Below are 15,201 nucleotides of genomic sequence, written 5' to 3'. Positions count from 1 at the left end.
GAATAGGAAAATTCATTATCTACTTCCTAGGAGGAGTTGAAATGTGGATGAGAAAAGGCCGCTTAACTGAAAAAAGGAAAAAAGAGCTACTACGAGGTCTTTACATAAAGCCAATGCTGTTATTTTTCCTCTTATTTATAGTAGTTGCACAAGCAACAGGAGGAACGAATGCACTGTTTAATGATGTAGAAATTATAAAAGATTCAATATATGTCCCAATTTGGGAAGAAGATGATGATGATGACGGTAGTTGGGATAAGAGTTCATTAAGCTTTTTAGAAAGCAAATCTAGTTATGGTTTTAATGAAAATTCTAACTCAATCTTTGCCACTGTAAAAAATGGTGGTGATGGTGATATGAGAGGAACTTCAGAGTTTGAACTTCTTTATATTTTCAATTCAAATAATGTAAGTCTTAAGGATTTTACGGAAGCCTTTGGTAAAGACAATGTTATTCCACTTGAAACTGGCCAAAACAATAAAGGTAAGGGTAATCCACATTATCAAGTTGTAGTGTACGAAGGTGAAATTCCACAATTGGATAAAAATCATGAAGCAAAGGTGTTAGTTATGTTAGTCGAACTAGAAAAACAGCTTGAAGAAAAACTTGAGCTATTACTAGGGAATAAAGATGGAAAGTTCAAGTTTAAAGGGTACCACAGACCAGGTCATGGTAATAATGACGAAATACGAAAAGTTATTCGGAGTGAGGATATAAAAGTCTCTAATATAAAAATTTCAAATAATGTTCAAACACAAAATTCTAGCATTCTAGAAGAGGACACAAAAGAGGTTATTAAAGTAGAAGGCAATAGTGAAGAGAGTGAACTTAAAAAAGAAGATAAAGTAGGTAATGATACAACTGATGCAAAAGAAATTGAAGAGAAAATTCAAAAAGACGAAGCAACTACTAACAAAACGGCTGAAGGCAAGGAAGAGAAGGGTGCAGAGAAAGATGAACCTATAGAAGATACGGAAAAAAAGGAATCAAAAGCAACTATCTCATCTACCAAAAATGAAGAGGAAGCTCAATCAGATAAAGATAGTAATAAAGATGAAAGTTAGCAGGAGTTACAAGAAAATTTCATACTTAATGACTGGAAGAAAGGTGTTGATAAGGAATGGCAGCTAAAACCTTAAAAATATTTAGTAAAACAATAAACGTAATATTAATGGTGCTCTTAGTAATAACAGCGATTTTAGTCTTTACTAATCTGACATCAGAGGGATCACCGAAAATATTTGGTCAAGAGTTAAAAGTAGTTTATTCCGGTTCCATGGAGCCTGAAATAAAAACAGGGTCAGTCATAGGGGTTATTCCAGCTATTGATAAAAATAGTTATCAAGTCAATGATGTCATCATGTTTCAGCAATCACCAGGTGTCTATGTAACTCATAGAATCATAGATGTTTTTCAAAATGAAAGTGGAGTACTATACCAAACAAAAGGGGATAACAATGCACAGGCAGATGTAAATCCAGTATTAGCATCCAATGTTTATGGTCTGCATTCAGGGTTTCATGTACCGTACTTAGGATATGCAATGGACTTTGCTAACTCACAATTTGGATTAGTAACTCTACTACTTATTCCTGGCATCCTGTTACTCATTCATTCTGGGAAAACATTATACGTTGGGATCCGTGAATTAAAAGCAGAAAAAGCACAAGTAGCAGCTTCTAGTGAGTCAAATCAATCTTGATTTTTACTATAAGAGATCCGTTTAAGGACTACTATAGTTAAAATATAAAATTTTAATTTATACATACCTCAAAAAGAGGTGAAAGGGAGGAATTATTCATGAGTGTTAAAAAGAAAATTGGTGTTGGTGTATTAACGGGAATGTTAGGTTTATCATTAGTAGGCGGAGGAACTTGGGCAGCATTTAACGATACTGCTACAATTAACAACCACTTTGCAGCAGGAGTATTAGACTTAGAGGTAATTCCAAACCATCCAAGCCATAAAATGAACTTCGATCTTAGGAACATGAAGCCAGGGGATAATGTACAACGTATCTTTAAGTTAAACAATGGCGGTACAATTGCTATTAAAGAAGTATTGTTAAATGTGACTGCAGATAACTTTGAATTTGAAGAAGGATATAACAATGATATGTTAGCATTCTTAGATCAATTTGTTATCGACTTTATGAATGTTGATACTGAAAATCCACAATGGCAACCAAGAGGAAATGTTGTTAAGAGTGGTCAGGAATTAACTCTAGGAGATTTAGTTAGAGGTGGAGAAGCTTTAATGGATAAGATCGACTCAAAATATCATGCTACTGATGGAACTCCACGTATTAACTTGGTACCACTACAACTTCCTACAAACGGAGACCAAGCTAGAAGAGGTTTACCAGTAGAGCCACAAGATACTGATGCAGTATTTACACAAATTACATTTAAAGATGACCGTACTCGAGTTGGAGGAGATTACTCTGAGTTCGTACAAAACATGTTCCAAACAAACGGTGTTGATTTCTTCTTTAACCTAGAGGCTACTCAATGGAATGGTTACCACATCGATACTCCTAATGGAAACGGTGAAGTTAATAACCAAATTGCTCCTAATGCAACTGACCGACATGGTAATCCAATTGCAGACCCTAAAACAAGAGGTACAGGCAAATACGATGGTAATATTGTAATCGACGAGCAAAACAACGGTGGTTTTGGAAGTGAAGATTAATAAAGTAGTAAATTTTTAGCTATCAAATAATAAAAGGCGGGTCTTCCCCGCCTTTTATAAACCTTTTCAATTACTAAAGAAGGTGAGAACCTATGAAGCGATTTTTTCTACCAATTGCTATGGCATATACAATAGCAGCGCTACTCTTTGTTACTTTTATGCCTGCAACGGGTACTGGTGCTAATGAAGTCGAACCTGTCGTTAATTTGTCAACTTCACCTACTTCCTATTTGTTTGATATATCCAATATGAAGCCTGGAGATAGTATTGCCCGCGAATTAACGGTGATTAATAGTGGTAATAGAGATTATTATTATCAATCCAAAGCGAAGCAAACAGCAGGATCTGAAATGCTTTATAAGCAATTGCAGTTATATGTTTCTACTTCTGAAAAGACATTATTTGAAGGTAGTTTAGCAGATTTTATTGGTTTTGAGCCTCGCTTTTTAGAAAAAGGAACCGAAGAAGACATTCAGTTTTGGGTGGAATTCCCATGGGAATCTGGAAATGAGTTCCAAGGGTTAGCTACTGCGTTTGAAATTAAGTTATGGGCAGAAGGAAGTGCACCTCCTGGATCAGGTACACCTGCTACTCCTACACAAGGTGAGATCACCCCAGGCGATGGTTCACCTCTACCAACAACTGCAACGAACATGTTTAATCTTATAATTGGTGGCTTACTATTATTATCCGTAGGGTTTATCTTTTATGTCATTCAAAAAAGAAGGAAAGCGGCTTTAAATAAAATAGAAGGAAATTAACCGATCTTGTTTCTCCAGTAATGGAAATCAAGATCTTTTTTTACCTTTTATTTAAGATAGAAACTTTTTTGTTCAACTAAACAGAGTTATCTCCCTCTTGTTCCACTCTACCAAAATATAGTAAACTAAATGAAAACGATTACAAAATGTTAGATTAATAGGATGGGTTGTTGATAACCGATGATCAATAAGTTTATGTCTCCTGAAATTATTTTTGGTAAAGGTGCGCTGGAGCATGTGGGGGAAAGTTTTTTACGGTTAGGTGCAAGGAAGATATTGATTGTCAGTGATACCGGTGTTTGTCGTGCGGGTTGGGTCGATCAGGTGATGGAGAATTGTTTGAATGCTGGATTGGAGTATTCGACTTTTTTTAATTTGACGACAAATCCGAAAGATTTTGAAGTGACGTACGGGGCGCAAGTGTTTGCAGAGACAGAATGTGATGCGGTGCTTGGGATTGGCGGAGGCAGTGTCTTGGATGTCGCTAAAGCGATTGCGATTGTTGCGACGAATGGTGGAAAGATTAATGATTATGAAGGGGTAGACAAGCTGTTGGCACCGTTACCGCCAACGATTATGGCGTCGACAACGGCTGGTTCAGGCTCTGAAGTTTCTCAATTTTCTGTCATCGTAGACTCCGAGAAGAAAAAGAAGATGACGATCATTTCAAAATCGCTAATTCCTGATATCTCGATCACCGACCCATTGACATTAGCTACGAAGGATGCGAGTTTAACGGCAGCGACGGGTTTAGATGTGTTAACCCATGCGATTGAAGCGTATGTCAGTATTGCGGCTACACCGCTTACAGATGTCCAAGCAAAGAATGCCATTCAGCTAGTCAGTAAATATTTACGACCGTCTGTAGCTACCAAGTCAAATGAAGAAGCGAAACATGCGATGGCGATGGCGAGTCTTCAAGCGGGCTTATCGTTTTCAAATGCGATATTAGGAGCGGTTCATGCCATCTCTCATGCGGTCGGTGGGCGGTATGAATTATCCCACGGGGAAGTGAATTCGATCCTTTTACCTCATGTGATGGACTTTAATCTGTTAGCGAAACCCCAAAGGTATGTTGAGATAGCTGAATTACTAGGTGTGGATACGAGAGGCCTCCAGCTGATGGAAGCAGGAAAAAGAGGAATTGAGGTCATTCGCCAACTAACCAAAGAAGTTGGGGCCCCCCAGCATTTTTCCGAATTAGGCTTACATTCACCAGATGAAGCAAGTATGAACGAAATGGCAACGATGGCACTTGAAGATGCATGCATGATTACGAACCCTCGTGATGTAACGACAAAAGATATAAAGGACATTTTTTCACGAGCGATGTAGGGGAGATGACCAATGCCGATCAATGAAAAACAGATGATGATTGAGAGATTAACAGGGGTTAAATCGTCCAAAAGAAATTACTATACAGAACTGAAGAAAATGGTTGAACAACTCGAAAAGAAAAACATGAAACTGGAAATTATTAATGAAGTGACGAAAAGTTTTACGATTGACATGACGATGGATGAACTCCTGAAAAACATCATGGAAAAACTTGAAAAGCTGTATACGTTTGATCGAATTAGCCTCACGATTTACGAAGGTCAACAGTTAATCTTAACGAATGTGTACCCGCAAGATTCGTTTTTCTTAAAAGTAGGGGAAGTCCTGCCAAATAAAAATTCATTGTATTATCAGGTGATCCATGAAAAGAAGGTTCTTATGAATGATGTGAATGGAACATTTGGCCAATTATCTGACGTCGAAAAAAATACGATGAAGCTTTTAGGAATTGAGACCGTTGTTTGCTTACCTCTTTTTCGAAAAAAACAAGTGATTGGTGTGCTCAGTCTTGGAAGTAAGACGAGAATTGATTACCCGAATGATGATTTTTCGTTTCTTGAACAACTAGCTGATCAAATGGCGGTTTGTATAGAAAACTCTTCATTATATAATGCGGTATTAAATGGAAAAAAAGAATGGGAAGAAACGTTTCGTGCCGTTCAAGATTTAATTTTATTTGTGGATTTAGATTATCGGATTATTCGCTTTAATGATGCGGTCAAAGCGTTTTTTCAATTAGAAGATGACCACTTGTATGGAAGAAAAACGTATGAAGTCATTCATTATCAAGATCCAATTGACTGTCCAGTCAGCGAAAGCTACCGGACGAAGAAAACCGCATTTCGCCAGTCGCGATTAGATCATAATCGAATTTGTGATATTTATACATATCCTGTTTTTAATGAAACGCAAGAAATGTACGGGGTCATTATTTATTTGAAAGATGTAACGAAAAAATTATATACCGAAGCGCAATTGATGCATTCAGGTAAATTGGCTGCTATTGGAGAAATGGCGGCTGGAGTGGCACATGAATTGAATAGTCCGTTAACCGCTGTTATCGGGAATAGTCAATTACTATTACGTGATTTTAATGAGCAGGATCCGGCCTACAATTTATTGAAAGATATTCATAATTGCGGGGTGCGAAGTAAAAATATCATCCGTAATCTATTAACATTTTCCCGCCAAGATGAATATGAATTTGAGCCATGTCAAATCAATAAAGCCGTTGAAGAGGTCTTGAGCTTAATTCGTTATCAGATTGAAAGACAATGTGTATCGTTGTGTGTTGATCTTGATCCGTCGCTTCCGGTGATAGAAGGTAATTTACAACAGCTCGAACAAATTGTTATTAATTTTATTTTAAATGCAAGAGATGCTTTAGAAGAAACTGAGCAACTAGAAAAAGAGATTTTAATTAAAACAGGGATGAGGCAGATCAAAAATGAAACATTTGTTTATTTGTCAGTACATGATAATGGGGTTGGCATAAGTGAACAAGAAATTAACGAAATCTTTCGTCCGTTTTACACGACGAAAGATGCGATGAATGGAACTGGATTAGGTTTGTCTGTTAGTTTAGGCATTGCCAAAGAACATGGCGGCGGCATTGAAGTAAACAGTGAAAAAGGAAAGGGAAGTACATTTATTTTATTAGTACCCATGAAAAAAGAAGGCGATTAAATACATGAGGAAATTGAAAAGTTCTAAACTCCCTAAAGGAAGGAGTGTTTAAATGACAAAACTGCTCGTTGTTGATGATGAATACGAAATTGGAAATTTCTTAAGTTACTTATTTACCAAGAAAGGCTATGAAGTAAGTGTAGCACGGACTTATCATGAAGTCGTTGATCACTTAAACCAAACGAGTTTTCACCTTGCCATGGTTGATTTAAAAATGCCGGATACGAACGGACTACAAGTGTTACAAATGATCAAGGAAAAAACGCCTTCATGTAAGGTCATTATTATGACAGGCTATAGTACGGTTAAGACCGCTGTTGATGCGATTAAAAATGGCGCGAATGATTACATTGAAAAGCCGTTTGATGATATTGATGAGCTCGAAAAACATGTGGACAATTTGCTTCACGTTCCGGGTGCTTTTTTAGATGAAGAAATTTCTAAAGTGGCCGAACAAATTGGGATGATCATAGGAAACAGCACTGAAATGAAAACAATGCTTAAGATGGCCTATAAGTTTGCGAGTAAAAATATTAACATTTTACTAGAAGGAGAGACGGGGACAGGTAAGGAAGTGCTGGCTCGGTTTATTCATGAAGCGAGTCACCGGGTACAGAACCCGTTTATCGGTTTGAACTGTGGGGCATTAACGGAAACGTTGTTAGAAAGTGAATTATTTGGACATGAAAAAGGGGCGTTCACAGGAGCGGGACAGCAACGAAAAGGGCTGTTTGAAATTGCCAGTCAAGGTACGCTCTTTTTAGATGAAATAGCAGAAGCCTCACCAGCCATTCAAGTAAAGCTTCTCCGAGTTTTAGAGACGAGAGAGTTTATGCGAGTTGGTAGTGAGCATACGCTAAAAACAAATGCGAGAATTGTGGCAGCGTCCCATGTGAATTTACACGAAGCGGTACGTAATCGCTCATTTCGTGAGGATTTGCTCTACCGGCTCGATGTCGTGAAATTACATATTCCGCCTTTACGAGAGCGGAAAGAAGACCTTTCACTGCTAATTCAGAAGTTACTAGAAAACCAGCCAGCGATTGAATTCTCACACGAATCTTTAGCCATGATGGAAGACTATCATTGGCCGGGAAATATTCGTGAATTGTCGAATGTCGTGACACGAGCTGTAGCGTTAGCAGAAGGTGAAACGACCATCATTACGCCAGACTACTTGCCAGTAACGATCCGCGAACGTAAAAAAGTAATCCCTATTCAAAGACAGGAAGTGGAGTCAGCCCCGGAGCCTGCTGGCAAAGACTTTTCAAAGTCTGAGCTGGAACGGTTTTTAGAGCAGTGGAATGGTGAGATGATCGATTTGTTAGAAGAACAAGGCGATCTAGAGCAAGTGAAGGAAAATATAAAAAAACTAGAGGAAGTTGTTGAAAAAGCATTCGTCTACAAAGCCCTGCGCGACACACTGGGGAACCGAAAAGAAGCGTCGAAAAAACTAAATACGACCGTTAGAAAACTTCGTTACATATTAAACGAAAAAGGGCACGGCGTCCACTAAATTCGACAGCACAAGAAAATCGCATTGGATCCTAGTTCCAATGCGATTTTTCTAGTTAATAGTTTATTAACTTTATCTTGATCTAGTCCGCTGAGCAGAATAGATTGCCCTTACTATTGCAAGCTATTATGCATCATAAGCTTCTAACATATTGACAGCGTGAGCCAGTGCTGAGCCGGCTTTAAGTGCGGTTGCTACCATCACAGCCTCGGCGAGTTCATTGAGTGACGCACCTGCTTTTTTAGCGGCCTTTGTATGAAGGTCGATACAATACGGGCAGCCTGTGGTATGGGCGCAAGCGACAGCGATTATTTCTTTTTCTTTGCTTGATAATGCTCCGTCTTTCAGTGCTTTCTGATCAAAGTCAATAAAAGCAGCGAACGAGTCACCTGTTAGCTTGGAGAATTCCATAATTCGCCCAAAATATTGTTGTTTGTATAACACTTCGGTTTCATCTGTATACGAGTTCAGTGCATTGACACCGTGAGCGAGGGCGGACCCGGCTTTAAGAGCGGTTGCGACCATAATCGATTCGGATAACTCTTCAAGCGTCACTTCTTCTTTTTTACTGTTGGTCACATGAAGGTCAATGCAATACGGGCAGCCTGTAATATGAGCGATTGCGACGGCAATAAGCTCTTTTTGTTTCGTCGTTAATTCACCACTGCTTAACGCTTGCTGATCAAAGTTAAGAAAAGCTTTAAACGAATCCGGTACATATTTATTTAGTTCTCCTATTCGATTAAACGTCGATTTTTTATATAAAATATCTTTATCTGACAATACGTTCACTCCCTAAAAAATGATCTATGTTTTTAAAAGAATCCTAGAGCGTCTTCGCTGTAACTTACGAGCATGTTTTTCGTCTGCTGATAATGGCTGAGCATCATCTTATGATTTTCACGGCCGATCCCTGACTTCTTATACCCGCCGAATGCCGCATGAGCAGGGTAAGCATGGTAACAATTCGTCCATACACGTCCAGCTTGAATGTTACGGCCAAAACGGTACGCTGTATTGATGTTACGAGACCAGACGCCAGCCCCTAATCCGTACAACGTGTCATTGGCAATAGCAAGCGCTTCTTCTGCGTCACTAAACGTCGTTACAGCTACAACAGGTCCGAAAATCTCCTCTTGGAAGATACGCATGCTATTATCTCCTTTAAACACAGTCGGTTTCACGTAATAACCGTCTTTCAATTCATTGCCTAACTCATTGCGCTCTCCACCAATTAAACATTGTGCACCTTCTTGTTTACCAATTTCTAAGTAAGAAAGGATCTTCTCAAGTTGTTCTTGAGACGCTTGTGCACCCATCATCGTATCGGTATCTAGCGGGTTTCCTGTTTTAATGGCCTCGACACGTTGAAGGACTCGCTCCATAAATGGCTCATAAATCGACTCATGTACAAGGGCACGAGACGGGCATGTACACACTTCGCCTTGGTTTAAGGCAAACATCACAAACCCTTCAATCGCTTTATCAAAAAACGCATCGTCCTTTTCCATAATGTCAGGGAAGAAGATATTCGGTGATTTTCCGCCAAGCTCAAGGGTGACAGGAATGATATTTTCAGACGCGTATTGCATGATGAGGCGACCTGTTGTCGTTTCTCCAGTGAATGCAATTTTTGCGATACGATCACTAGAAGCGAGTGGCTTACCTGCTTCGACACCGAAGCCATTGACGATGTTGACAACGCCTTTAGGAAGTAAGTCTTCAATTAGTTCCATAAGAACCAAAATGGATATAGGCGTTTGTTCCGCTGGCTTAAGAACGACGCAGTTTCCAGCAGCAAGTGCAGGAGCAAGCTTCCATATGGCCATTAAGATTGGGAAGTTCCACGGAATGATTTGGCCGACTACCCCTAATGGCTCATGGAAGTGATAGGCAACCGTGTTGCTGTCAATTTGCGAAATGCTTCCTTCTTGACTGCGAACGACACCAGCAAAATAACGGAAGTGGTCAATCGCAAGCGGAATATCCGCATTTAATGTTTCGCGAACCGCTTTTCCGTTTTCCCACGTTTCAGCCACTGCCAGCATTTCTAAGTTTTCTTCCATGCGATCGGCAATTTTATTTAAAATAATGGCGCGTTCAGCAGGTGGTGTCATTCCCCAGCTTGTCTTTGCTGCGTGTGCCGCATCAAGGGCCATTTCGATATCTTCAGCAGATGAGCGTGCGACCTCACAAAAGACTTGGCCAGTAACCGGTGTTTTATTTTCAAAGTACTCACCGTTCACCGGGGCGGTCCACTCGCCATTAATGTAATTTTCGTACCGTTTTTTAAATGTCACTTTTGCGTTTAATTCTCCAGGGTTTGCATAAATCATGTCCATTACCTCCATCTATCTATATGAAATAAAGGATGGGAATAGACCCATCCCGATTTGTGATTGTGATTTGTGAACTATTTTAACGAAATGAATTTCTTAACCTTCATGTGTTTTGTGTACCAAATATCTTCAAAAAGGAGGACAAAAAGTTCCTTTAGTAGGAAGCGCGAATAATCTCTTGAAGTTCATCCATCGTCGCTTTACGAGGGTTTGTTAATGCGCAAGCGTCTCGCATCGCATTTTCAGCAAGTACTGGAATGTCTTCTTCTTTTGCACCTAGTTCTTTAAAGCCTGTTGGAATTCCAACGTCTTTTGTCAGTGTTTCAATGGCTGTGATCGCTTTTTCAGCTGCTTCTCTTGTCGATAAACCGCTTACATTTTCACCTAAAGCGACAGCAATATCAACAAAGCGTTCAGGTTTTGCAATTAAGTTAAATCGCTCAACGTGAGGTAGAAGGATCGCATTACACACACCATGAGGTAAGTTATAAATTCCGCCAAATTGGTGAGCAATCGCGTGAACGTATCCTAAAGATGCATTGTTAAACGCCATTCCTGCTAAAAATTGTGCATAAGACATCTGGTTTCTCGCTTCGATATCTTCACCATTTGCAACAGCTGCACGAAGGTTTTTACTAATAATTTTCATCGCTTGTAATGCGCAAGCATCTGTAATTGGTGTTGCATTCGTTGATACGTAAGCTTCAACAGCGTGCGTAAGTGCATCGACTCCAGTAGCTGCAGTTAACCCTTTAGGTTTCTTCACTGTTAAAATTGGATCGTTAATCGAAACTGTAGGTGTTGTATGTTTGTCGACAATCGCCATTTTCACTTTTCTTTCTGTGTCTGTAATAATACAAAAGCGTGTCATTTCACTTGCCGTACCTGAAGTCGTATTGATGGCAACGAGTGGAGGCATCGGTGAAGAGGATTGATCGACTCCTTCATAATCGTGGATCTTACCGCCGTTAGCTGCGACAAGACCGATACCTTTTGCGCAGTCATGTGAACTTCCGCCACCTAATGAAATGATTGCATCGCATCCTTGTTGTTGGTAAACGGCTAATCCATCATGGACATTTGTATCCGTTGGGTTTGGTTCAGCACCAGGGAAAATTTCGACTTCAACACCAGCTTCACGAATGAGAGCAGCAACTTCGTCAGCGACACCCATTTGGTTTAAACCTTCATCGGTAACGATTAACGCTTTTTTGCACCCTAAAGATTTAACTCGTGGTCCAGCTTCTTTCACTGCTCCTACACCCATTAAATTGACGTTTGGAATATAAAATCCATATACTTGTTCGTTTGCCATTGTAAAACTCCCCCTTAAAATTGAATTCATAACTCATATTGCAAACACTGTGCCAAAAATTAAAAAGGTTTAGAATATTAAATAAGTAATTTGTATTTTAACGGAAACAATTAAGGGTCGAAAAAGGAAAAGCCTTATGGCATCAATGATTAAAATGTTGAAGAATAATTTTATATAAATGAATGGAAGGAGCTTCTTTTGCGAAAAATTATAATACGAAACAAATAGTGGAAATGAATAGGTGCCGATTTTTCGGCCGATATGGACGAACCATTGTCAAAATGAGCCAAACGTTCAAATGAGGTGTAAGAATCAAGTGAGGGCGAACGTTAAAGTTTAATTAAGGCAACAAAAAAAAGCAATGGAGCTTGTCCATCGCTTTTTCATTCAACTATAAATATAAAATTAGTTTACAGCGTCTTTTAATTGTTTACCAGGTTTGAACGCTGGGTTTTTAGTAGCTGGAATTTCAATTTCTTCACCAGTTTGTGGGTTACGTCCTTTACGAGCAGAACGCTCACGTACTTCAAAGCTTCCAAATCCAACTAATTGAACTTTTCCACCATCTTTTAATGCGTCAGTAATGCTTTCAAATACAGCGTCTACTGCTTTGGCTGCATCTTTTTTAGAGATCTCTGCTTGTTCAGCAACTGAATTAACTAAATCTGTCTTGTTCATGGAAAAACTCCCTTTCATTACTATAAATAATTGCCTGCATCTCAAATTTAATCGTGAAACCCTAGTAGTGTCAAGACTTTAAAGAGAATTTCATGAAAAAATACCATTTTTTTCTCGTTTTTTTGATATATTTCTATATTTTTCTTATTTTGAAGGTACTAATCATTAGAAATGCTAGAATTAAAGTAATGAACATAAAATGATAGTCAGGAATGATATCAATCAGTAAAAAACTCAATGTTAAAAAGAGTCCCGCTGCTGTAATCGGTAGCCCAACAAAAAATCCATGCGTTTCCGTCACGTTAAATCGTGCGAGTCGAATCGCGCCGCAAGCGATAAAAATAATGGCGAAAATTGCGCCTGGCATCCCAAATGTAAATAAAACAGCTTGGTATAATAAAATAGCAGGAGCAACACCAAATGAAATGATATCACTAAGCGAGTCAAGTTGTTTTCCGAGTTCAGATGTCGTATTTGTTTTACGAGCAACCATACCGTCCAGACGATCAAATACGGCAGCAATGGTAATGAGTAATAAACTTGTCCGCAGTTCGCCTTGTAGAACTAATAAAATCGCCATTGCACCGAACCCTAAATTAATTAGTGTAATTAGGTTTGCGGCTTGACTTTTTATTTTTTTAACGGTTTGATCTAAGTGTTGTAATAAAAACATAACTTCACTCCTTAAGTTTATGTAAAAAAATGGAGTAGATATTGAATTGTCTTAAAATTTTATGATATCATAAAGGGCTGTTGCCTACTAGAGAAAAAAGTATTGTCTATTTGGAGGTATTCTGTGAAAAAGCAATTATATCGTGCATTTGTTGAATTATCCGGAAATCGTGTCAACTCTCATTTGTTACGTACATTTACAACTTCCCGCTTAAGTAAAGGCATCAATCGCTCCTTTACAAAAGCTTATAACTTAAATACAGAGGAAATGGAAAAACCATTACATGAATATAAAAGTTTACATGAATTATTTACGAGGCGTTTAAAAGAAGGGACTCGCCCGATCGATGCCGATGAACACGCTCTCGTTAGTCCGGTTGATGGTGTACTAGCTCACGTTGGCCCATTAAATGAACAGTCTGCGTTTCGTGTCAAAGGTCAAGATTATACACTTGAAGAAATGCTCGGCAGTCAAGTAAAGAGTCAAATGTACTGTGGAGGTACTTTTGTTATTCTTTATTTAAGTCCTAGTCATTATCACCGTATTCATAGTCCAATTTCTGGTCGTGTCCTTGAACGCTGGTATCTCGGAAAAAAATCGTACCCTGTAAATGAGCAAGGTCTGAAATATGGAAAGCGTCCATTATCGAAAAATTACCGTCACATCACTGAAATTGACGTCAATAAAAAACACATGGCAATTGTTAAAGTCGGTGCACTAAATGTAAATAGTATTGAGTTAACCCATCATGATGAAGAGGTGACAAAAGGGGCTGAGATCGGTTATTTTACGTTTGGTTCAACAGTCATTCTTTTATTTGAAAAAGGGTTAGTTGAATTAGATCCTCACTTGCAATGTCCTGCTGATGTAAAAGTAGGAATGAGAATTGGTACAATCCATACTTCAAAGGATGAAGAGTAGTGAAGATCCTTTCGTTATTGGCCCAACGTATAGTAGATGAAGTTACGCAAGTCATTGACGAAGAAGTAATCGTTATCAACACTGAAGGCATCATCATAGCCGGTAGTGACAGTCAACGAGTGGGTCATTTTCATGAAGGGGCGCTACGCGTTTTTCGTTCAAAACAAAAGATGGAAATTACTGCTACGGACGTTCATTCGTTAGAAGGTGTAAAAGCAGGATTAAACTTACCGATCTTTTTTCAACATGACGTAATCGGTGTGATTGGGATTACGGGTGATCCGAGAACGGTGTCCCCCTTTGGTGAACTCATTCAACGGATGACCGAATTAATTATTCAAGAAGCACATTCAGCCGAAAAGTTGAACTCTGAAATTCGCGGTGTTGAGACATTTGTGTATGAATGGTTACACAATCGTGAGTTTGGTGAAGAGTTTTACGAAAGAGGTCAGCTATTAGGGCTCGACATGGATCTTTCAAGAATGTGTGTCTTGATCAAGCTAACAAGTACTAACGATTCTGATTTACATTTAGTTGAAAAAGAAACGGATGAACGATTACGACTGCTGTTTTCTGAACCGGCCATTGATACGATCGTCCGAGCTGGGCAAGGTCGTATTTTACTCTTAAAAGGACTAAAACATCAAAAAGATGAACTGAATTTTTTTAAGCAGTTAAAAACGTTAAGGAAACAATTAGAGCAATTAACCCAAACGACTATTTTTGTTGGGGTTGGAACGAGACAAAGCCCAGACCTTGTTTTAAAATCTTATAGTGAAGCCAAGAAAGCCTTACAGACAGCGTCAGTTGCCGTTCCAGTCGTTTTTTATGAGCAATTGACATTAGAAGGCGTCCTCGCTGAAATAAGCTTAGATATGAAGCTTGATGTAACTGAGAAGGTTTTAGGTAAAATGACAGAAGAAGCTGAGTTAATGGAAACATTAGAAACTTACTTTCAATATCATATGTCATTAAAAGACACGGCAGAACACCTACATATCCATATTAATACGCTGCACTATCGGCTCAAGCGGATCCATGAGCGCTTAGGCGGGAATTTAAAAGACCCCAAATTTTTAGCAACTTGTTACATTGCCTATATATTTTGGAAAGAAACTAGAGAAACATACAATGATACCTGAATAATCCTCGTCTAACTTTGTGTTTTTACACATAGCATGACGAGGGTTATTTTTTTATAATTAGAGATATAAAAATAGATCAGATGACCTGACTAAGTGGTGGGTTTAGAGGAGATAGGGTGACTATCTTTCCAACTT

The 15,201-nt window shown here is 38.8% G+C and carries 14 protein-coding genes; 9 read left to right on the top strand and 5 right to left on the bottom strand.

Features of this window, described 5'->3' with window-relative positions; genetic code table 11:
* The first annotated feature begins 41 nt into the window (after nt 1–41).
* From ACNSTQ_RS03140 to ACNSTQ_RS03110, 7 genes are all read left to right on the top strand, one after another.
* Complete coding sequence (locus tag ACNSTQ_RS03140; protein WP_418198393.1) at nt 42–1,064, top strand: hypothetical protein; 1,023 nt, start codon at nt 42–44, stop codon at nt 1,062–1,064.
* 56 nt (nt 1,065–1,120) lie between these two features.
* Nucleotides 1,121–1,702 carry a signal peptidase I SipW gene (gene sipW, locus ACNSTQ_RS03135; RefSeq protein ID WP_418198392.1) on the top strand — a complete coding sequence of 194 codons (582 nt, stop codon included), beginning with the start codon at nt 1,121–1,123 and terminating at the stop codon, nt 1,700–1,702.
* Nucleotides 1,703–1,800: 98 nt separating this feature from the next.
* The gene (locus ACNSTQ_RS03130) at nt 1,801–2,694 is read left to right on the top strand and encodes a TasA family protein (protein ID WP_418198391.1); all 894 of its coding nucleotides are present in this window, start codon (nt 1,801–1,803) and stop codon (nt 2,692–2,694) included.
* Between the two features lie 92 nt (nt 2,695–2,786).
* Entirely contained in the window at nt 2,787–3,455 is a 669-nt protein-coding gene (locus ACNSTQ_RS03125; protein WP_418198390.1) for an LPXTG cell wall anchor domain-containing protein, read from the top strand.
* Between the two features lie 180 nt (nt 3,456–3,635).
* Nucleotides 3,636–4,790: an iron-containing alcohol dehydrogenase gene (locus tag ACNSTQ_RS03120; RefSeq protein WP_418198389.1), complete on the top strand. Its 1,155-nt coding sequence runs from the start codon at nt 3,636–3,638 to the stop codon at nt 4,788–4,790.
* Nucleotides 4,791–4,802: 12 nt separating this feature from the next.
* The gene (locus tag ACNSTQ_RS03115) at nt 4,803–6,479 is read left to right on the top strand and encodes an ATP-binding protein (protein WP_418198388.1); all 1,677 of its coding nucleotides are present in this window, start codon (nt 4,803–4,805) and stop codon (nt 6,477–6,479) included.
* A gap of 52 nt (nt 6,480–6,531) precedes the next feature.
* A complete protein-coding gene (locus tag ACNSTQ_RS03110; RefSeq protein ID WP_418198387.1) occupies nt 6,532–7,995 on the top strand; it encodes a sigma-54-dependent transcriptional regulator in 1,464 nt (487 codons plus the stop codon).
* Nucleotides 7,996–8,121: 126 nt separating this feature from the next.
* Here the strand turns inward: ACNSTQ_RS03110 and ACNSTQ_RS03105 are convergent, their stop codons facing one another.
* From ACNSTQ_RS03105 to pssA, 5 genes are all read right to left on the bottom strand, one after another.
* A complete protein-coding gene (locus ACNSTQ_RS03105) occupies nt 8,122–8,778 on the bottom strand; it encodes a carboxymuconolactone decarboxylase family protein (RefSeq protein ID WP_418198386.1) in 657 nt (218 codons plus the stop codon).
* Between the two features lie 32 nt (nt 8,779–8,810).
* Complete coding sequence (gene adh / locus ACNSTQ_RS03100; protein ID WP_418198385.1) at nt 8,811–10,331, bottom strand: aldehyde dehydrogenase; 1,521 nt, start codon at nt 10,329–10,331, stop codon at nt 8,811–8,813.
* Nucleotides 10,332–10,488: 157 nt separating this feature from the next.
* Nucleotides 10,489–11,649, bottom strand: coding sequence for an iron-containing alcohol dehydrogenase (locus ACNSTQ_RS03095; RefSeq protein ID WP_275118443.1), 1,161 nt, complete (start codon nt 11,647–11,649; stop codon nt 10,489–10,491).
* A 405-nt stretch (nt 11,650–12,054) separates the two neighbouring features.
* Nucleotides 12,055–12,327, bottom strand: coding sequence for an HU family DNA-binding protein (locus tag ACNSTQ_RS03090; RefSeq protein ID WP_418198384.1), 273 nt, complete (start codon nt 12,325–12,327; stop codon nt 12,055–12,057).
* Between the two features lie 133 nt (nt 12,328–12,460).
* Nucleotides 12,461–13,000: a CDP-diacylglycerol--serine O-phosphatidyltransferase gene (gene pssA / locus ACNSTQ_RS03085; protein WP_418198383.1), complete on the bottom strand. Its 540-nt coding sequence runs from the start codon at nt 12,998–13,000 to the stop codon at nt 12,461–12,463.
* A 123-nt stretch (nt 13,001–13,123) separates the two neighbouring features.
* Here pssA and ACNSTQ_RS03080 point away from each other — a divergent pair, with 123 nt between their 5' ends.
* Together ACNSTQ_RS03080 and ACNSTQ_RS03075 are read left to right on the top strand one after the other, a co-directional pair.
* Complete coding sequence (locus tag ACNSTQ_RS03080; RefSeq protein ID WP_418198382.1) at nt 13,124–13,921, top strand: phosphatidylserine decarboxylase; 798 nt, start codon at nt 13,124–13,126, stop codon at nt 13,919–13,921.
* On the top strand, nt 13,921–15,063 hold the full coding sequence (locus ACNSTQ_RS03075; RefSeq protein ID WP_418198381.1) for a CdaR family transcriptional regulator: 1,143 nt from the start codon (nt 13,921–13,923) through the stop codon (nt 15,061–15,063). Before ACNSTQ_RS03080 ends, ACNSTQ_RS03075 begins: the two co-directional genes overlap by 1 nt.
* Nucleotides 15,064–15,201 lie beyond the last annotated feature (138 nt).

This window comes from Alkalihalobacterium sp. APHAB7 (assembly GCF_048323755.1).
In the GTDB taxonomy this organism is placed as follows: domain Bacteria; phylum Bacillota; class Bacilli; order Bacillales; family Bacillaceae_F; genus Alkalihalobacterium.
This window is presented reverse-complemented; position numbering and strand designations above follow the sequence as displayed.